This window comes from Streptomyces sp. NPDC090442 (assembly GCF_044769405.1).
Classification (GTDB): Bacteria; Actinomycetota; Actinomycetes; order Streptomycetales; family Streptomycetaceae; genus Streptomyces.
On sequence record NZ_JBIVXW010000083.1, the window covers coordinates 1 to 16,691 of the forward strand.

At 68.5% G+C, this 16,691-nt stretch carries 16 protein-coding genes and 2 pseudogenes; 8 read left to right on the forward strand and 10 right to left on the reverse strand.

Features of this window, described 5'->3' with window-relative positions; genetic code table 11:
* The first annotated feature begins 278 nt into the window (after positions 1-278).
* From ACIQU6_RS37640 to ACIQU6_RS37650, 3 genes and pseudogenes are all read left to right on the forward strand, one after another.
* Entirely contained in the window at positions 279-1,214 is a 936-nt protein-coding gene (locus tag ACIQU6_RS37640) for an SDR family oxidoreductase (RefSeq protein WP_403486241.1), read from the forward strand.
* A 67-nt stretch (positions 1,215-1,281) separates the two neighbouring features.
* On the forward strand, positions 1,282-2,181 hold the full coding sequence (locus tag ACIQU6_RS37645) for a PhzF family phenazine biosynthesis protein (protein ID WP_403486242.1): 900 nt from the start codon (positions 1,282-1,284) through the stop codon (positions 2,179-2,181).
* Between the two features lie 45 nt (positions 2,182-2,226).
* A pseudogene (locus ACIQU6_RS37650) lies at positions 2,227-2,778 on the forward strand (transposase); the annotation flags it as partial.
* Here ACIQU6_RS37650 and ACIQU6_RS37655 read toward each other — a convergent pair.
* The 5 genes from ACIQU6_RS37655 to ACIQU6_RS37675 all read right to left on the reverse strand — a co-directional run bounded on the left by ACIQU6_RS37655 (position 2,735) and on the right by ACIQU6_RS37675 (position 8,042).
* The gene (locus ACIQU6_RS37655) at positions 2,735-3,229 is read right to left on the reverse strand and encodes a hypothetical protein (RefSeq protein ID WP_403486243.1); all 495 of its coding nucleotides are present in this window, start codon (positions 3,227-3,229) and stop codon (positions 2,735-2,737) included. The pseudogene ACIQU6_RS37650 and the gene ACIQU6_RS37655 overlap by 44 nt on opposite strands.
* Positions 3,230-3,461: 232 nt before the next feature.
* Positions 3,462-3,986 carry a hypothetical protein gene (locus ACIQU6_RS37660; protein ID WP_403486244.1) on the reverse strand — a complete coding sequence of 175 codons (525 nt, stop codon included), beginning with the start codon at positions 3,984-3,986 and terminating at the stop codon, positions 3,462-3,464.
* Between the two features lie 189 nt (positions 3,987-4,175).
* Positions 4,176-5,183, reverse strand: a complete 1,008-nt coding sequence (locus ACIQU6_RS37665) for an FG-GAP repeat domain-containing protein (protein ID WP_403486245.1) — start codon at positions 5,181-5,183, stop codon at positions 4,176-4,178.
* A gap of 117 nt (positions 5,184-5,300) precedes the next feature.
* The gene (locus ACIQU6_RS37670; protein WP_403486246.1) at positions 5,301-6,158 is read right to left on the reverse strand and encodes a class I SAM-dependent methyltransferase; all 858 of its coding nucleotides are present in this window, start codon (positions 6,156-6,158) and stop codon (positions 5,301-5,303) included.
* Between the two features lie 1,593 nt (positions 6,159-7,751).
* Positions 7,752-8,042 (reverse strand): hypothetical protein, encoded by a 291-nt coding sequence (locus ACIQU6_RS37675; RefSeq protein WP_403486247.1) that lies wholly within the window; start codon positions 8,040-8,042, stop codon positions 7,752-7,754.
* 466 nt (positions 8,043-8,508) lie between these two features.
* Here ACIQU6_RS37675 and ACIQU6_RS37680 point away from each other — a divergent pair, with 466 nt between their 5' ends.
* Positions 8,509-8,685 (forward strand): hypothetical protein, encoded by a 177-nt coding sequence (locus tag ACIQU6_RS37680; protein WP_403486248.1) that lies wholly within the window; start codon positions 8,509-8,511, stop codon positions 8,683-8,685.
* 15 nt (positions 8,686-8,700) lie between these two features.
* Here ACIQU6_RS37680 and ACIQU6_RS37685 read toward each other — a convergent pair whose 3' ends face one another.
* Entirely contained in the window at positions 8,701-8,838 is a 138-nt protein-coding gene (locus ACIQU6_RS37685) for a hypothetical protein (protein WP_403486249.1), read from the reverse strand.
* A 415-nt stretch (positions 8,839-9,253) separates the two neighbouring features.
* On the opposite strand from ACIQU6_RS37685, the pseudogene ACIQU6_RS37690 reads away from it, so the two are divergent.
* A pseudogene (locus ACIQU6_RS37690) lies at positions 9,254-9,481 on the forward strand (chaplin); the annotation flags it as partial.
* A 1,614-nt stretch (positions 9,482-11,095) separates the two neighbouring features.
* Here the strand turns inward: ACIQU6_RS37690 and ACIQU6_RS37695 are convergent.
* From ACIQU6_RS37695 to ACIQU6_RS37705, 3 genes are all read right to left on the reverse strand, one after another.
* Positions 11,096-11,728: a hypothetical protein gene (locus ACIQU6_RS37695; RefSeq protein ID WP_403486250.1), complete on the reverse strand. Its 633-nt coding sequence runs from the start codon at positions 11,726-11,728 to the stop codon at positions 11,096-11,098.
* Positions 11,729-12,507: 779 nt separating this feature from the next.
* Positions 12,508-12,852, reverse strand: a complete 345-nt coding sequence (locus ACIQU6_RS37700) for a hypothetical protein (RefSeq protein WP_403486251.1) — start codon at positions 12,850-12,852, stop codon at positions 12,508-12,510.
* Positions 12,853-12,978: 126 nt separating this feature from the next.
* Complete coding sequence (locus ACIQU6_RS37705; RefSeq protein WP_403486273.1) at positions 12,979-13,521, reverse strand: hypothetical protein; 543 nt, start codon at positions 13,519-13,521, stop codon at positions 12,979-12,981.
* A gap of 962 nt (positions 13,522-14,483) precedes the next feature.
* Between ACIQU6_RS37705 and ACIQU6_RS37710 the strand changes: the two genes are divergently transcribed.
* The 3 genes from ACIQU6_RS37710 (at position 14,484) to ACIQU6_RS37720 (ending at position 15,787) form a co-directional block, all read left to right on the forward strand.
* On the forward strand, positions 14,484-14,726 hold the full coding sequence (locus ACIQU6_RS37710; protein ID WP_274915965.1) for a hypothetical protein: 243 nt from the start codon (positions 14,484-14,486) through the stop codon (positions 14,724-14,726).
* Positions 14,727-15,047: 321 nt separating this feature from the next.
* The gene (locus tag ACIQU6_RS37715) at positions 15,048-15,332 is read left to right on the forward strand and encodes a hypothetical protein (RefSeq protein WP_403486252.1); all 285 of its coding nucleotides are present in this window, start codon (positions 15,048-15,050) and stop codon (positions 15,330-15,332) included.
* A 125-nt stretch (positions 15,333-15,457) separates the two neighbouring features.
* Complete coding sequence (locus ACIQU6_RS37720; protein WP_403486253.1) at positions 15,458-15,787, forward strand: hypothetical protein; 330 nt, start codon at positions 15,458-15,460, stop codon at positions 15,785-15,787.
* A gap of 431 nt (positions 15,788-16,218) precedes the next feature.
* On the opposite strand, the gene ACIQU6_RS37725 is transcribed toward ACIQU6_RS37720, so the two are convergent.
* Positions 16,219-16,497: a hypothetical protein gene (locus ACIQU6_RS37725; protein WP_274915962.1), complete on the reverse strand. Its 279-nt coding sequence runs from the start codon at positions 16,495-16,497 to the stop codon at positions 16,219-16,221.
* Between the last annotated feature and the right edge of the window lie 194 nt (positions 16,498-16,691).

The window sequence follows — 16,691 nt, forward strand, 5'->3', positions numbered from 1 at the left end:
GTGGTAGGCCAGACGTAAAGCGCAGCAGTCTGGCCTACCACCCCCGGAGACCCGTCACCGCACCCAACAGCCCCGCGCAGCGGACAACTCGACCCGCCCAGCGCAGCGGACCGGCCCCGCGCAGCGGACCAGACAACTCGGCCCGCCCCGCGCAGCGGCACCGCCCCGCGGAGCGGACGGGCAGCGGACCGGCGCCGCAAGGCGCAAAGACGGCAACCCCCACGGCGGGACACCCGACAACGTGGGAAGCAGCCCGCCGCAGGCCTACGCTGAGCGCCATGGCATATGACGCACAGCGACGAGCAGCGGCGACACAGGCGGAGCCATCCGCCCGGGCCGGCCACGTGGGTGGGACCGCGACCGCGCCCCGGCCGACGCTCCCGGCGCCCTCCTCACCGGGCCGCACCCCGCTGACGGCCCCGGCTCCCCAGGAGGTCCGGGAGGGCGGCGCGGCGGGTCGGAGGGTGGCCGTGGTCACCGGGGCCGGTTCGGGCATCGGGCGGGCGGTCGCGCTGGCGCTGGCCGCCGACCACTGGGCGGTGGTGCTGGCCGGCCGGCGCGTCCAGGCCCTGGAGGAGACCGCCCGTCAGGTGGGTTACGCGGGCGTCGAGGGTCCCGCGGTGCTGCCCGTCCCGACCGACGTCACCCGCCCCGACCAGGTTGACGCCCTCTTCGCCACGGCCCGCGACCGCTTCGGCCGGGTGGACCTGCTCTTCAACAACGCGGGTGCCTTCGGCCCGCCGGTCCCGTTGGAGGAGCTCTCCTACGACGACTGGCGGGCGGTGGTCGACGTCAACCTCAACGGCGCGTTCCTGTGCGCCCGGGCCGCGTTCAGGGCGATGAAGGAGCAGGAGCCGCAGGGCGGCCGGATCATCAACAACGGCTCCGTCTCCGCCCACGTCCCGCGGCCGCACTCGATCGCGTACACCGCCACCAAGCACGCGATGACCGGGCTGACCAAGTCGCTGTCGCTGGACGGCCGTCCGTACCGGATCGCCTGCGGGCAGATCGACATCGGCAACGCGGCCACCGAGATGACCGGCCGGATGCGGACCGGGACCCTCCAGGCCAGTGGCCGTACCGAGGTCGAACCGGTGATGGACGCCGCCGACGTGGCCCGTACGGTGGCGCACATGGCGGCGCTCCCCTTGGAGGCCAATGTGCAGTTCGCGACGGTGATGGCGACCACCATGCCGTACATCGGGCGGGGTTGAGGGGCGGGCCGGACCACCGCGGGCCCGCCCGGGAATAGCCGGGCGGCGGCGGGTGGTTCGCACGGCCATGACACTCGACACCACCGCCGGGGCGCCCGCCCGCACCCCCGAGGTCCTGCGCTACACCGCGTTCTCGGCCGACCCCGCGGGCGGCAATCCGGCCGGCGTCGTCCTGGACGCCGGCGGGCTGGACGACGCGGCGCAGTTGGCGATCGCCGCCGAACTGGGCTACTCGGAGACGGCGTTCCTGACCGTGCCGCCCGAGGGGCTGGGCGAGCCCGGCCGGGCGTTCACCATCCGGTACTTCAGCCCGCTCGCCGAGGTCGCGTTCTGCGGCCACGCCACGGTCGCCACCGCGGTCGCGCTGGCCGAGCGGCACGGCCCCGGCGATCTGGTCTTCGCCACCCAGGCGGGCCCGGTCCCGGTCACCGTCGCCCGGCAGGGCGGCGCCCTGCGCGCCACCCTGAGCAGCGTCGAGCCGCGCGTCGAGCCGGTGGCCCCGGCCGATGTCGCCGAGGCGCTGGCCGCGTTGGACTGGCCGGCCGCCGACCTGAACCCGGCGCTGCCGCCCCGGATCGCCTACGCCGGCGCGCGCCATCTGGTCCTCGGCGCGGCCACCCGCGAGCGACTGGCCGCGCTCGCCTACGACTTCGACCGGCTGGCCGCCCTGATGCGCCGACTGGACCTGACGACGCTCCAGTTGGTGTGGCAGGAGAGCGAGACGGTCTTCCACGTCCGCGACCCCTTCCCGGTGGGCGGCGTGGTGGAGGACCCGGCGACGGGCGCCGCGGCCGCCGCGTTCGGCGCCTACACCCGCGCCCTGGGCCTGGTCACGGCCCCGGCGACGCTCACCCTCCACCAGGGGCACGACCTGGGCCGCCCGGGCCTGTTGACGGTCGACCTGCGCCCCGGCGACCCGCGTTCCCACGTCAGCGGCACCGCCGCCCGGATCCCCGCGGGGGCCTAGGGCGCGTGCCGAAAGTGGATCTTGAGCGTGTGATGATCTTGGTCTGTGGCGCGTGGAGATCTGACGGACGAGCAGCGGGCGGTCTTGGAGCCGTTGTTGCCGGTGGGCAAAAAGCCCGGCCGACCGCCGATATGGACCAGGCGGCAGCTGACCGACGGCATACGGTTCCGGGTCCGTACCGGGATCTCCTGGCGGGACGCGCCCGAGCAGTACGGGCCGTGGGGCCGGGTGTACGACCTGTTCCGGCGCTGGCAGTTCGACGCCGTGCTGGCCGCGGTCGGACCACGACTGCGCGAGCTGCGCCGCCGCCGCGGCGCCACACTGACCGCCCTTTCGAAGACCACCGGTATTCCGGTCAGCACGCTGTCCCGGCTGGAGTCCGGACACCGCAAGCCGGGCCTGGAACTGCTGTTGCCCCTGGTCAGGGCCTACCAAATGCCGCTCGACGAACTCGTCGGCGCCCCGGCCGACGTCGCCCCTCGGGTGTATCCACAACCGATCACCCGCAACGGCATGACCGTCATCCCCCTCACCCGCAAACCCGGCGGGCTGCCTAGCGGCCGTTGCCGGGTACTCCCCCGTCCCCGGCCCCGCACCCGCGCCCGCCCTGCGGCTCACAGGACACCGACACCGTGACCACCCGGCGTCCCGCCCCACCGGAAGACCGGTCGTCGGGCGCCCCGCCGCCGGGCGTCCGGTCCTCGGACGGATCTCCCGCGGACGGGCCTCCCACGGACGGCTGGGCGATCGACGGCCGCACCGTCAACGTGCCCCCGCCCCCCTCGTGGCGCCCGGCCCCGAAGGTGTCGTCGCGCCAGCCGAGCAGCGCCGACGCCACCACCACGATCAGCACCAGCACCGCGAACAGCAGCAACGGCCGCGCCCGCACAAGCCGTTGGCGCAGCCGCGCGGACCGCCGCCCGTTCCCGCGGTACCCGGCCCGTGCCCCCGCACCCGTGCCCGGCGTCGCCCCTGGTCGACGGTTCCGGCCCCACGCCCGCGCGATCCGTCTCTTCCAATACACCAGCCGGTAGTAGTGCTTCAGCACCGCGGCGCCCCCTCATGTGACTGCCCGGGAAAGCACGAGGGTACTGCCCGCCGGCCTCCGTGCCGCCGGGCAGTACCCCTCGTCGGCGGCCCGGGGCGGCGGACGCACCGGACTTCCGCTCCGCGGCCGCCGCGCGCCCCGCGACGGCCGCCACCGCCGACCCGCGCACGGCAACGGCCCCGTTCCGGCCCCTGAGCAGGCGGGGCGGAACGGGGCCGGCGGCCCGACACGGTCAGCTCAGGCCGGACAGGCCCTGGACCGGAGACTGACCGGTGGACGACAGCGCCTTCGTCGGCAGCGCGCCCGTCAGCGTCTTGCCGCCGAGCGTGTCCGTCACCGTCTTCCCCGGCAGGGCGTCGGTCACGCCCTTCCCGTCCAGCGCGCCGGCCGGCAGGCCGCCGACGAGCCCGCCGTCGGCCGTCGCCGCCCGCGCCGTCCGGCCCAGGAGCTCGCCGCCCGCCTCGGCGGTCGCCCCCACCGTCTGCGCCGCCGGCGGCGTCACCTTCGCGGCGGCGTCACCCAGGGCCCCGGCCCCCGCGGGCACCACGTGGTCCACGACCTTGTGCTGGACCCCGCCCGCGACCCCCGTCACCTGCTGCGCGGCGCCGCCCACCGTGCCGCCCAGACCACTGGGGTCCGCGTGGCTCAGCCCGCCCCCGTCGGGCAGCTTCGGTACGTCGGCGGCGTGGGCCCCGGCAGCCGATCCCAGCGTCATCGCGGCCGCGGCCATGCCCACTGCCGTCAGAACTCGTCGCATCAAGGCTCCTCGTGAATGGAGATGTGCTTGTGTGATGAGAACGATGAGCTGCGCACCCGGACACGCGGGGGCGTCAGCGCCCGGCGCGGGGGGTGTGAGGGGGGCGGGTGCGATACCGACTGCGCCGGGTCAGGCAACGGCGACCCGTACCAGGGGCGTTGGCCCCGGGCCGGGCCGCACGTCACAGCGTCAGCCGAGCGTCGGCACCATCGGGCTGCCGAAGGTCAGCTTCCCGTTGCCGTCGCCCTTGTAGAACTGGAACTCGCCGCCGCCGGAGACCCGGACGACATCCGACTTGCCGTCGCCGTCGAAGTCACCACCGGTGATCCTCAGCGACGTGCCCCACGAGGTGTCGTGCCACATGGCGCGGGCGGAATCGAGGGTTCCCTTGTCGTTGCCCGGGTACCAGCGGAACTCGCCGTTGCCCCAAATGGCGACGACGTCGTCCTTGCCGTCCCCGTTGAAGTCGCCGGTGGTGAACTGGGGGATCGTCTTCCAGGAATCGTTGTTCCACATCGCCCAGTGCCGGCCGTTCAGCGTGCCGTCGGCGTTGGTGGGGTAGGCGTGCAGATAGCCGGAGCCCCACGCCATGAGCAGTCCGTCGCGGCCCGAGTTGTCGACCTTGTAGCGGGCGATACGCATGTTGGCGACGGAGTCGTCGGGCCACATCTTCTTGTAGTCCTCGGCCAGTTCACCACGGTTGTCGCCCAGGTAGAGGCGCAGGGTGCCGTCCTGCCAGATGGCGGCGACGTCACCCTTGCCGTCGCCGTTGAAGTCGCCGGCGGCAATCTGCTTGGCCCGCTTCCAGCTGTCGTCGTGCCACAGCGCCCGACCGTACTCCAGCTTGCCGTCCGCTCCGCCGTAGAGGACGTGCAGAGTGCCGTCCTTGAACCGGACGACGACGTCATCCCGGCCGTCGCCGTTGAAGTCGGCGCCACCGGCAACGGTCTCGGTCAACTGGTTGGCGCGGTCGGCCAGTCGAGCGCGGTTCACCCAGCTTCCGAGCCCGTCGGTGCGGGTCGCCGTGGCTTGCGCGGGCCCCGTGACCTCCGAGCCGAAGCAGCCCGCGCCGTTGGACCCGCCGCTCAGCGCGACCAGTTCCGCCCGGCCGCCGCGCTCGCGGACGACCGGCCCGCCGGCGTCGCCCTTGCAGATGCCCCCGATCGCGCCCTTGGCCAACAGGCGCCCCGCATACAACGCTTCGTAATCCGAGGTCGTTCTCCTTGGCTCTCAGAACAAGAGGCTCGGCAGGAAGAGGACTGGGAATGAGGCCCGTCACCTCGGCACCATCCCGCCCGCGAACTGGAGGCGATACTAATTTCCTGCCCGCTGGCCCGCGAAGTCCGCGGCCGCCGTCACCAGCACCAGAGCGTTACGGATCCCGATTCGGCTGAGGGCAGGAGCCACGGCGCCGTGGTAGATGCCTCGCCCCGCGGGCGGCAGAAGCTGACGGACCGCGGTGACGGCCGGATGCGTTGTGCGCACCCAGGAGAGTTCGCTGCGGTTGATTCCCCACGGCATGGGCGGCGCCGTAAAGCCTTGTTTGTTGCGCACGGCGCCGGTCAGCGTACGGCGGCTGAACGAGCGCGGCACGGTGTCGAAGACGAGGGAGCCCCCGGGAAACGCTTCGGCGCATCCAGCGATCAAGTCCCGCACCTGGAAAGGATGTAGATACATCAGGAGCCCCTGAGCGGTGATGAGCACTCCTCGTGACCGGTCGACCTCGTCGCACCAGGACAGATCGAGTGCCGAACAGGCAATGGTGCGTCGGCGATCACCATTCGGGAGCAAGGACCAACGTAGCTCGGCAGTCTCAGGGAGCTCGACACCAAGCCATTGGGCATGGCCGTTGTCGCAACGCCAGAACTGAGTTTCCAGCCCCTCTGCGAGTTGAACAACGGTGCCGTAAGGGTGGGCGGTCAGGAATTCCCTCACTGCGTCGTCGAACGTGCGGACTCGCAACGCATGGCCTTGAGCGACGAGGTTGGCCGGTCTCCCGAAGTTCTCTTCGAAGGGGTAGTCGAGCCTGTCAACCAGTTCCACGGCTTTGGGGTCATGAAGTACTGGTCGCGAACGGCCTGCCTCCCACGCACGCTGATACAGATTCCACAGCAACATCTCTGGGACACCGCTCAGGGTGACGGCACACGCAGTACCGGAGCCACGATTCATCGAACTACTCCCGCCTCGGCACAACCGACCCACAATGGATGGCGTGGCTTAAGGTAGGTTGCCTGGTGAGTTCGCGCGGAGCGGCTCGCCGATGTTCGGCGTATGTCCGAACTCCCACCGCGAATCGGCCCGACACGCTCGTGGTTCTCTGTATGGCGTACCGGACGTCGAAGTAGCCGTGGAAGAGGCGGAATTGACGCTGGTCGGATCAATTCCGCCGACCAACGTCTCGTGGTCCGCAACGGCCACCACCAGCCCCAGACCGTGGTCGCCGCAACTGGCTCGGCCGAAGTCGGGGTACCGCGGCGAACGACCGACGAGCGGACAAGGCGACCGGCCAGCGGAAGCGGTTCCCCTCGGAGATCCTGCACCGTGATGCCGCAATTCCGGCTGGCAGACCTTCACTTGTCCTCAGCCGGATCAACATGGAGCGCCGGGAGCTTGGTGTGATTGGGCTACCGCGCCCAACGCCCCATGGCCGGCCCGGTGCCGATAAAGCACTCAGTGAAGGTTTGTTGGGCACGCCGAACGCCCGTAATCCCGCCTTGATGCGTGCGGCCGCGTCGATCGGTCGACGGCTGCCACCGGACAGTTCGCCCCAGTAGGAATAGTCGAGGTAGCGCAGGCTGGCTGCCTCGTCGGCGGTCAGGAGTGCCCTGGTCCATGTGACTTGGGCGGGGAAGTTCTCGACAGGTCACGGTTCGCCGTACCCGCGGACCGCAGCGAGCAGAGCACGACGTGCGCAGTTCGCTCCAGCGTCGGAGAGGTCCGGATGCGTCAGCAAGCGCCCGACCTGCCCGGCTGCCGCCAGGTGGGACCGGAGACTCTGGCCGAACCTCCGGCTGGACAGCTCGCCGCCCAAGCAGCAGGCGACCACCTCGTCCTCACTGCTCATGCCCAGTATCTGCACGACCGTCAACATAGGGTCGACCGCGTGGGGCTCCGCGGCCATACATCTGGCCTCGGAGGTCGAACCCCCATGACTCCGCGGCCGTGTTCGCAGGCCCGACGCAGGGTCGAGCTCTGCACACGGGCGTCGGCGACGGTCCATCCCAGTCCCTCGCCGTCGGCTACTGCGCGCCTGGCCAACTCGTCGTGCGACGACGGGACATGTGCAGCGTCGGGCGGAACGCTGCAGACGCCGTCAAGGATCAAGGACGATGATGCTGCCAGACGCCGCTCAAAAGCTGCCGCGCGCGGCGCCAGACAGCCGCCGAGACGGAAGCTGGGCAGCGGCACTGCGGGCTGGAACGAGCCCTCCGGCAGAGTCGAGCTACGGCATGAACGGCGGGCCTGAGGGGCGCACCAGGGACGCGAGAAGCCCGATCCTCACCCCTCCCCGCCCCGGCCGTAGAAGGGGCAACGCCCAGCACTGCCACCGGACGCTTCGCCGGAAGGTGCTGAAGGAGGGCCCCGCCGCCCATCGGCCGTGTCCACGGCATGTCCTGGACCGAACCAACGTGACCCAAGCCCTGGCCCGCCCCAAAGCACCACTGGCGGCGTCGACGAAGGGAGACCGGCCCCGAGGAGGAACCAAAAAAGCTCCGGCGCCGGGTCCGAGACCCGACGCCGGAGCGGGCGCTACCTACGCGCCTACTTGCTGAATGCGCTGTTGGTGCAGCCCATGGTCGAACCCATGTGGGTGTTCTGCGCGCCCGGCGCGCCCTCGCCGCCCAGCAGGTTGCCACCCAGGCCGTTCCCGATACCGACCTCGCCGAGGACATCGAGGTTGGTGTCGTGCGACCGGCACGATGCACTCTGCCTGATGTCGAAGCGGGCGCGGCCGCCCCCCATATCGCCGTCGGCGTAGGCGGTGCTGGCGCCGAGGATGCTGATGCTGCCGAGGGCGGCGGCAACGACAGCGGCCTTGTGAAGCATGCGCATTTTTTCTCCGGTGGATCGAGCGAATGAGGCCGATGCGTACGGACTTCGTACAGCTGGGAGGCTAATGCGAATCGTGCACGAAGTCGCCGAACGACGCGCCGGATTGTATGATGTCGGTTTTTGATTTGTCATGGGTTGTGTTTTGCGCGCCCTAAAGACTCCGGCAAGTACAACAACTGCACAATGATCAACCATTCGGCCGCATGAAACACGGGACGTTCGGGCGCACGGTACGTCGCTCACACCCTGCGCGCTTCGGGCCGTCTTCCTATTAACGGAGCAGAGCTTTGAGGAGCATTAGGACCACGCGTTTCTTCGTCACCGCGGCGGCATCTTGTTTCACGCTTTCCGCGCTCGCGCGATCAGGTGATTGCTTGGCGTGGACCGGGGACTCCACCTCGCCTGAGGTGCCAGGGTGACCCGTGCCGGCAACACATCAAGGCCACGCAATGAAGCAGGAGCCGCTATGCGTCGTGCACTCGCCGCCTTCCTGGGGGCTGTCGCTCTCATGGGGATCCTCTCCGTACCCGCCCATGCGGATTCCGGTACGGGCCTCGAAGGGGCACTTGGCGCCCCCCTGAAGGTCGTCACCAACCTCGGCCCCCTGCACATCGGTCAACTGCCGCTGCTCGATCGACGCTGAGTTCCACGTCCTGGCTCAGTCGACCGAGGTCGAGCGGGGCAGGCGCAGCGTGTCCGGCGAAGTCCTGCCACTCTCGCCGGGCACGTTGTCGCGTTCGACCGCGGCCAGCAGGTGCGTTGCCTGAGCGTTCGATCCGCCGACTGGAAGATTCACCCACTTCGCTCCCACTCGGGGCGGATCAAATTCCTGTGAATTAAATATCAGTTGCGATGTGCCGATATTTTTCAGACGGAGCGGCCTCCTGGCGCGCGACCGGGTCCCGCGCCCCCTGTTTCCAATTTCCCCGAGGGCAACCGTCCCGTCGAACTTGCACACCGAGCCGCAACCTCGGAATTTTCGCCCCGACATCACCCGAGTAAGAGCGAATTTCCTTGAGAGCCGTTCGCGAGCCGATCACCTTCAAGTATGAATCTTCATAGAATCAGAACTACGGACATTCCGCGGGTGGGTGAGCGTGCACATCGAGCTGAAAGAGTGACGGAAAAGGCATATTCAGAGCTTTTGGCCCACCTCCTCGTTGTGTGTTGTGCGGTCCGTGGATGTGGCCGCACCGTCAAGGAGGAGTCACGTGATCAAAAAGGTCATTGCCACTTCTGTTGCCACGAGTGGCCTGCTGCTCGCCGGCGCTGGTATGGCCGTCGCCGACGCCGGAGCCGAGGGGGCGGCTGCCGGGTCTCCCGGCGTCCTGTCCGGGAATCAGCTCCAAGTGCCTGTTCACATCCCGGTCAACGCGTGCGGCAACACCGTGGACGTCGTCGGAGCGCTCAATCCCGCATTCGGTAACCACTGCGCCAACACATCGAAGAAGCACGCGCACACCCACCACCGTGTGCAGGAGAACCTGCCGCCCGTGTCGCACGACAGACATCCGGCTCAGCACCGGTCGACGGCCCCCCGGGTACACCACCATCACCACGCCAATGTGCCTGCTGCACACCCACAGTTGGCCAAGACAGGTGGAGACGAACAGCTTCGCCTGGCGGCCGTGATGAGTGCCGGACTGTTGACGGGCGGCTTCCTCCTCTACCGCCGAGGGCGCCGTCTTCGCGTCAACTGAGCGCGCGGAACGGTCACTTCACGTGAGTGTCCCGCGCGGTACGCCCGGGAGCACGTTCCCGGGAAGATCAGACAGCCTGGTGGCGGTTTGTTGACTGATTCCACCAGGCAGGTCGATGAGCCCGGACTTCACAGCCCGGGTCGCTAGGCGGTCGCTGCTGGCAGTTCATCGCAATCGTCGGTGAACTGCCGTCCAGCAGGCACTTCGATCCTCAGCGGAGATGTCACTGCTCCAAGCCGGGCCAGTGGGCGGTCTCGCTGGCAGGGCCGTCGCCAGGGAGGGGTCGTGCCCCTGTCGCGTACCGCGCCGGCACGTGGGTCTCCGATCGACTGGCCGGCGCGCTGGCCCCTCTCGCACTCGCCACGGTCGGCCTGTTACCGCTGGCGTTCCGGTCCGTGGTCGTGCCGTTGAAGGCCGGCCTCGGCTTCCTGGCTCAGGCCGATCGTCTTCGCTCCCGCCTTCGGCGTCATCATGGCCGCCTCCTGGTCCGGATTGCTTCTCGTCGACGCGGTCCTCGCACTCGCCGACCGGGCAGGTTGGAGGGCGAGAATGACTCGACTGGCTGCCACCCGACCTCGACCTCAGAGGCGAACGGCTGCCGGCAGATCCACAGCAGAACGGCACGGACGGGCACCGTCTTCCCGGTCTGCCTGTCGTCGGCGGGGCCGCCTTCGCCGTCACAGAACGACTGTCGTTCGTGATCCACCACAGGTCGGGGCAGGAGACGTGGCCGGTGAATCGGAGGGTGCGGCTGGGAAGCGGACCCGGCTCGGTAGCCGTCAGGCACGCCGCCGGCAATTGTGTCGGCCGCTTCCCCCGGGACCACCTGCCAGTCCCCCACTGCCCCTCCGCAGCGCGGCGTCGCGCCGAGCCAGACCCCCTCGCGGTGCCGTAGCGCCGAAACCTCCGCGGGCGGCTTCGACACCGAACCGTCGTTCTGCATCTGCCAGTTGCACTCACGTCATACCGGAGGGTCACCGCCGAATGCCCTCCACGCGCTGGCGATCGCGCCGCCGCCCCATCGGTAGAGCGGCGTGAGGGCGGGCTCGGGATTGCCCGGCCCGGCCATGCGGTCTGGGGAATCCAGAAGCGGATGCGAACGCCGGAAGGGGCTGTGGTGTCCGGCCCGTAGACCGGACACCACAGCCCCTTCCTGTTGCTTGCGAAGCGCGATGTTGTCGTGCCCCCTACGCTTGCGCCGGTGAGTGCGCTGCGCGCCGGCGGAGCGCTCACCGTTGAGCACATTGCCCAACGCGCTTTCAGCACCCCGGCCTGGACTGGGAAGTTGACGTTCGGGTCGTGCGACCGAAGTCTCTCCGAGGAAGCCTGCGGAGCCGGGGCAAGAGCAGCAATCTACGAGGCCGAGGCTTGCTGAACAGGCGCTTGCTGGACGGGAGTCTGCGGGGCGACCTGCTGAGCCGGAGCCTGCGCCTGCGGGGCCGGGACCTGTCCCTGCGGGGCGATCTGCGGCACGGATGCCTGAGGAGCAACCTGCGGCACGGATGCCTGAGGAGCGGCCTGCTGGGCCGGCGCCTGGAGGATCACCTGCCGAGCCGGGGCCTGCGGCTGCGGGGCAACCTGCGGCGCCGCGGCCTGAGGAGCAACCTGCGGCGCCAGCGCCTGAGGAGCGATCTGCGGCGCGGAGGGCTGGAGGGCGACCTGCTGAGCCGGCGCCTGCGCCTGGGGGGCCATCTGCTGGACCGGGGCCTGCGGCTGCGGGGCAACCTGCGGCGCCGCGGTCTGGGGAACGAACTGCGGCGCCATGGCCTGAGGTGCGAACTGCGGGGCAGCCTGCCGGCCGCCGTGCCCCTCACGACCGTGCGACTCGCCGCCACGCGAGGTGGCACCGGCAGCGGATGCCGAGACGGCCCAGGCACCCGCCTCCGGACCGGAGCCGTACCCGTCAGCAACGCTGACGCCGGCACCGGCGATGGACAGGCAGCCGACCGCTGCGACGACAATGGCAACACTCTGAAGTCTGCGCATGGAACCTTTGATCCTCGGGTTTCGTGTGGTTGGAGGTGACACCCCTCGACTACTTAATGTGAGTATAGGGAACACACACAGTAGTCAACCATTTCCGCCTCATACACAATTCGTGTCGTACCCGCAACCGGAAGCCCGGTCCTGCGCGATCGGCCCTGAGACCGCCCCCTTCGCCCCAATTAGGGAGCGAGCAAAGGGAGCCAGCCGGGACCCGATCTCTGCTCGATGCACTGAGGGCCGAACCGCAAACCCCCGCCCGACAGGGCCGCGAGAGCACGGGCCGGCGTGCTCGGCCGACGTAGGCGCGCTCAGACTCCGGCCCGCTCCTTGAACGGAGTGCCGTCACAGGTGCGAGGGCGACCACCCCGGACTTCGGGAGCCGAAGCGCCCAGAAGCCCACGCCGGTTGGTGGAAACCCTCGACGGGTCAGTGGCCGGGCGGGCCATCCGTGAACCACGACCAGGAGATACGCACACGCGAGACGCGCACGCATCACCTATCCCCGCGGCGTTCGACGGTGTCGCCTCAACAACTACCTCCACCACCAGGCGAACTGCGCAAACAGACCCGACCAGACTGGCACGTCGAGTCAAGGAGCAAGCCCACCAACACAGGTCCTGTCAGCCAGGCACCCGACACCCGACAGGAGCTTCCCCAACGGGCACGAGATGCGGATCGGACAGCCCGGACAGCCCGGACAGCCCGGACAGCCCGGACAGCGAAGGCAAACACGAATGGCCGGGCCCGGATTACCCGGCCCGGCCATCGGTCGTGGGAGGTCAGAAGTGCGACCGCTTGAGCCCCTTGGGGAGCGAGAACCTGTTGGAGCAGTCCATACGAGGACCAGCCTCCTCGAACCTCCTGCCACCCAGGAGACCGCCATCAGGGAGTACCACACGGTGCCGGGACGAGGTATGGCACCGCTGATACTGACTGACGATGACGCGCTTCCCGTCCTTGGTGGTGAAGCTGGCCTCTTTCTTGTGGACACAGGTCCTGCCGTCCGCGTCGCCACGGGTGCAACCGCCCCCGCCTGCAGCGTAAGCCTGGGGGCCGACGGCACAGGTAGCGGCGAGGCCACCCAGCAACGCTGAAATGACCGCGAACTTCTTCCCACTGACCATGTACTGGGATCCTTTGTGATTGAGGCTCGGGTGCGGACCCGCGAGCGGGACCGCACCCGAGCTTTAGGGACACCGGAAGAGTGCCCAGCGTCCGGCCCGTGGACCAGACACCACAGCCTCTTCGGGTTACTTGCGGAGAGCGACGTTGTCGCAGCCCATGCGCGAGCCCTGGTGAGTGCGCTGCGCGCCCCCGGCGCCTTCGCCGTTGAGCGCGTTGCCCAACACACCGTTCAGCAGCCCGGCTTGGCCGAGGACGTTGAGGTTCAGGTCGTGCGACCGGCACATGGTGTGCTGGTCGATGTCGACGTTCGTGCGCTTCTCCGAAGCCGTTTGCTGGGCCGGGGCCTGCGGAACGTACTGCGGGGCCGGGGCCTGCTGCACCGGAGCCTGCTGGATGGGCGCTTGCTGGACCGGAGCCGGGGGAGCGTACTGCGGGGCAGGAGCCTGGGGGGCGGCCTGCGGAGCGGGGGCCTGCGCCTGCGGAGCAGCCTGCGGACCGCCATCCGACTCGCCGCCACGCGAGGTGGCACCGGCAGCGGATGCCGAGACGGCCCAGGCACCCGCCTCCGGACCGGAGCCGTACCCGTCAGCAACGCTGACGCCGGTACCGACAGTGGACAGGCAGCCGATCGCTGCGATGACGATGGCGACACTCTGAAGTCTGCGCATGGAACCTTTGATCCTCGGGTTTCGTGTGGTTGGAGGTGACACCCCTCGACTACTTAGTGTGAGTATATTTAACACCCAGAGTAGTCAACGCTTTTCGTCCATACACAATTCGTGTCGGGCCCGCAACTTGAAGCCTCCCGCTCGACCCTCGGCGAAGAATCACCACGCCGCACGCCAGCCCTCCACTCCCCGGACGGCGAGCCCAAAGCGATTCCTCCGGCTCACGCACGATGCAGCCAACAAGCCGGCACAAGAAGCGAGTTGTTCGAAAAACGCGCCCCTCGGCTACCACGTGCGACGGCCCGTCAGACGCCACCGCCACAGGCCGCCCTGCCCTGTCGGGATAGAAACGAGCCTCCCCCCCGACGGGGGCACGGGGCGCCACCGACAGTCACCCGTTTGCCCGCGGCACTCGGTCGCCGCTTCCGACGAAGAAGCACAGACGTCTACGGATTTCCCTCGACGGGCGTCGCGACAAGCCCCCCTGCGGCGACGAACAGCTGCAGGGCACGTCAACCGTCGCCGGAAAGCCGCACACTTCGACCCTGGAGTTGCCCACACATCACGACCAAGGCGACCCTGCGCACCAAAACGCATATCCAGAGCGCGAGTTCGATATTGCGACATTCACTCAACGACTGTCGATCAAGACAGGATGTAGGGCTGGTGAACAGTTGGCCCGAGCCGACCGTTTCACTCACCGGACAGTTCATCACCGCACACCCGGGCCCCCTCACCTCACGTTGCGCAGCCAGCGAATGTGGTTCACCCGGCGAACTCGGAGCTCCACCCTCCCAGACAAGGTCGAACGCAAGCTTCGCTCACGAACCCCGAGACTTCACCCCGGAGTTCGACACAAAACGCGAAGCGGAGTAGAACCCCACTTTGACTACTGCTAGTGTTCGCGCAGCCACAAACAGCAATTGGGCTGCAGAATAGATAACGAAGGGCCGAGGGGTTCCATGCGCAAGATTCAGAAGGTCATGCTCGTCGCTGCGGCGGCCAGCGGCCTGACCGCCATCGGTGCCGGAGCCGGCACCGCCTACGCTCACGGCGGCGCCAGGCAGCACGTCGACCTCTTCCGTCCGTACCAGGAGTGCAGCCCGCAGACGGTGGCCGACGCCAACCTTCCGCTCGGTTTGCTTGCCGTACCCGAAACGTGGGGCACCACCTGCGGCCAGTTCAACCACGCCTTCCGCAAGTAAGGCACCGGGTCAGCCGCACCCGACACCAAAAGCGGGCCCTTCGGGAATGTTCCCCGAAGGGCCCCCTTTGTTTGGGGCGGGCAAAAGGATCACACACAGTGCGGCTGAATGGGTGATTCGCCCAGCATCACCTGCCCCACTTCCGGTTCGTTGAGGACCCAACTCACCCAGGACATGGGAATGTTCAAGGGCTGAAGCCTGCCCATCGCACCCGTAGCATTCGGCGCGTCGCACGGCAACCGCGGATCTTTTGTATTAACTAACCGTAACTGCATGAAGTGATCACCCATAGATCACTTCGGACCAATCTATGGAGAAGAAATGCGTAAGATCCACAAGGCTGCTGTCGTGACCGCTGCCATCGGCAGCCTCGGGTTCCTGGGTGCCGGCACGTCGTATGCGTACGGCGGTGCGGGCGACGGCCACGTAGCCATCAGCCAGGGATCCCAGTGCCGGTCGCACGACCTGAACCTCGACGTCCTCGGCGAGGTCGGCATCCTCAACGGCCTGGCAAGCAACCTGATCAACGGCGAGGGCGCCGCGGGCGCGCAGGCGTCCCCGGTCGGCTCGGGCATGGGCTGCAACAACAGCGCACTCAGCAGGTAACGGGAAGGGGGGCCGGTGCCCGGAATGCGGACCCGGGGGACCGGACCCCCTTCCGACTCTCCGAGTTCGGGTGCGGACCGGAATCGGCCCGCCGCCCCGAGCATCAATCACAAAGGAACACGGTCATGTTCAGTGGGAAGAAGATCGCAGCCGCCTCAGCATTGCTGGGCGGTCTCGCATCCGCCAGCGTCATCGCCACGCCGGCGAACGCCGTAGCCGCCAACGGCCTCTGCACACGCGACATCCAGGGCAATGTCACCTGCCTTCAGAGGAGCAACGGCACGAACCAGGACGGCGGGTACACCCTGAATCAGTCGCAGACCTGCCAACCGACGTCGCCCGTGACGCTTCCGACGCACGGCATTCTCAACCCCGGGAGCGCGCAGATCGGGCCCGCCATCACGTGTTCCAACACCGCGCCGATTCCCGGGGATCAAACGAACGGCATGGACTGAGGCTCCGCAACAAGGGCGGGCACTCGGCAGACTGTCGAGGCTGCAGCGCGGCGACCAGGGCGCCTCCCACGCCCTGGTCGTACTACGAGTCGGGGTCAAGCCCTCGTGGTGCAATCCAGTACACGGTCGACGCCTCCTGATATCTCGTGCAGGTTGGGAATCCCAGCTCGTCCTACGGATCGGCACTCGCTTGGAAGCAGGAGTGCGGGCCACTGGACGGCTTCACAAACCAGCGATGGCCGGACCGATTGCAACTCGGTCTGGCCATCGCTGGTTTACGCCCTGGAGTGTGACTCCGTCATTCCACGGGACATCCCGCGGAAGCCCATAGGGCCGGCATCATCCCGGAATCCCGGAACGAGTAAGTCCCAGCCCCGAGTTCATTGTTCGGAGCCGGGACTTCTGTCGGCTACTACGCGTTTGACGTCCGCTCAGAAGGCAGCGTTGTCGCAGCGCATGTTCGAGCCCAGACGCGAGCTCTGCGCGCCCGCTGCGCCCTCACCGTTGAGCGCGTTGCCCAGCACACCGTTGAGGACACCGACAGCACCGAGTACGTCGATGTTCATGTCGTGCGACCGGCACTCCGTGCCCTGCTTGATGTCGAAGTCGTGGCCCGGCTCGCCATGAGCGAAGGCGGTGCCAGTCCCCAGTGCACCGACGCTACCGAGGGCGGCGACGGCCACGACAGCGGCCTTGTGGAACTTGTGCATTGCTTCTCCGGTGGTTGAGTTGGTTGGGATGCGTACCCGATCGGGGCTTGCCACTGCACGCACCTCACGCCGAGTGCCCCACGGCAGGACATGGCATCGGCTCGTGCAGGGAAAAGGGTTGTTCTGGTCCAGCGGAACGCCTCAGGGAACCGGCGGCAGGTACGCATCCGTTGAGGGATATCGCCGGTTCCACC

What these genes read in the sequence shown, in the direction of transcription:
- ACIQU6_RS37695 (WP_403486250.1), bottom strand. Translation starts at nt 11,728, where the DNA reads ATGCGCAGACTTCAGAGTGTTGCCATTGTCGTCGCAGCGGTCGGCTGC.
- ACIQU6_RS37660 (WP_403486244.1), bottom strand. Translation starts at nt 3,986, where the DNA reads ATGCGACGAGTTCTGACGGCAGTGGGCATGGCCGCGGCCGCGATGACG.
- ACIQU6_RS37720 (WP_403486253.1), top strand. Translation starts at nt 15,458, where the DNA reads ATGTTCAGTGGGAAGAAGATCGCAGCCGCCTCAGCATTGCTGGGCGGT.
- ACIQU6_RS37725 (WP_274915962.1), bottom strand. Translation starts at nt 16,497, where the DNA reads ATGCACAAGTTCCACAAGGCCGCTGTCGTGGCCGTCGCCGCCCTCGGT.
- ACIQU6_RS37640 (WP_403486241.1), top strand. Translation starts at nt 279, where the DNA reads ATGGCATATGACGCACAGCGACGAGCAGCGGCGACACAGGCGGAGCCA.
- ACIQU6_RS37710 (WP_274915965.1), top strand. Translation starts at nt 14,484, where the DNA reads ATGCGCAAGATTCAGAAGGTCATGCTCGTCGCTGCGGCGGCCAGCGGC.
- ACIQU6_RS37700 (WP_403486251.1), bottom strand. Translation starts at nt 12,852, where the DNA reads ATGGTCAGTGGGAAGAAGTTCGCGGTCATTTCAGCGTTGCTGGGTGGC.
- ACIQU6_RS37715 (WP_403486252.1), top strand. Translation starts at nt 15,048, where the DNA reads ATGCGTAAGATCCACAAGGCTGCTGTCGTGACCGCTGCCATCGGCAGC.
- ACIQU6_RS37675 (WP_403486247.1), bottom strand. Translation starts at nt 8,042, where the DNA reads ATGCGCATGCTTCACAAGGCCGCTGTCGTTGCCGCCGCCCTCGGCAGC.
- ACIQU6_RS37705 (WP_403486273.1), bottom strand. Translation starts at nt 13,521, where the DNA reads ATGCGCAGACTTCAGAGTGTCGCCATCGTCATCGCAGCGATCGGCTGC.
- ACIQU6_RS37645 (WP_403486242.1), top strand. Translation starts at nt 1,282, where the DNA reads ATGACACTCGACACCACCGCCGGGGCGCCCGCCCGCACCCCCGAGGTC.
- ACIQU6_RS37670 (WP_403486246.1), bottom strand. Translation starts at nt 6,158, where the DNA reads ATGAATCGTGGCTCCGGTACTGCGTGTGCCGTCACCCTGAGCGGTGTC.
- ACIQU6_RS37680 (WP_403486248.1), top strand. Translation starts at nt 8,509, where the DNA reads ATGCGTCGTGCACTCGCCGCCTTCCTGGGGGCTGTCGCTCTCATGGGG.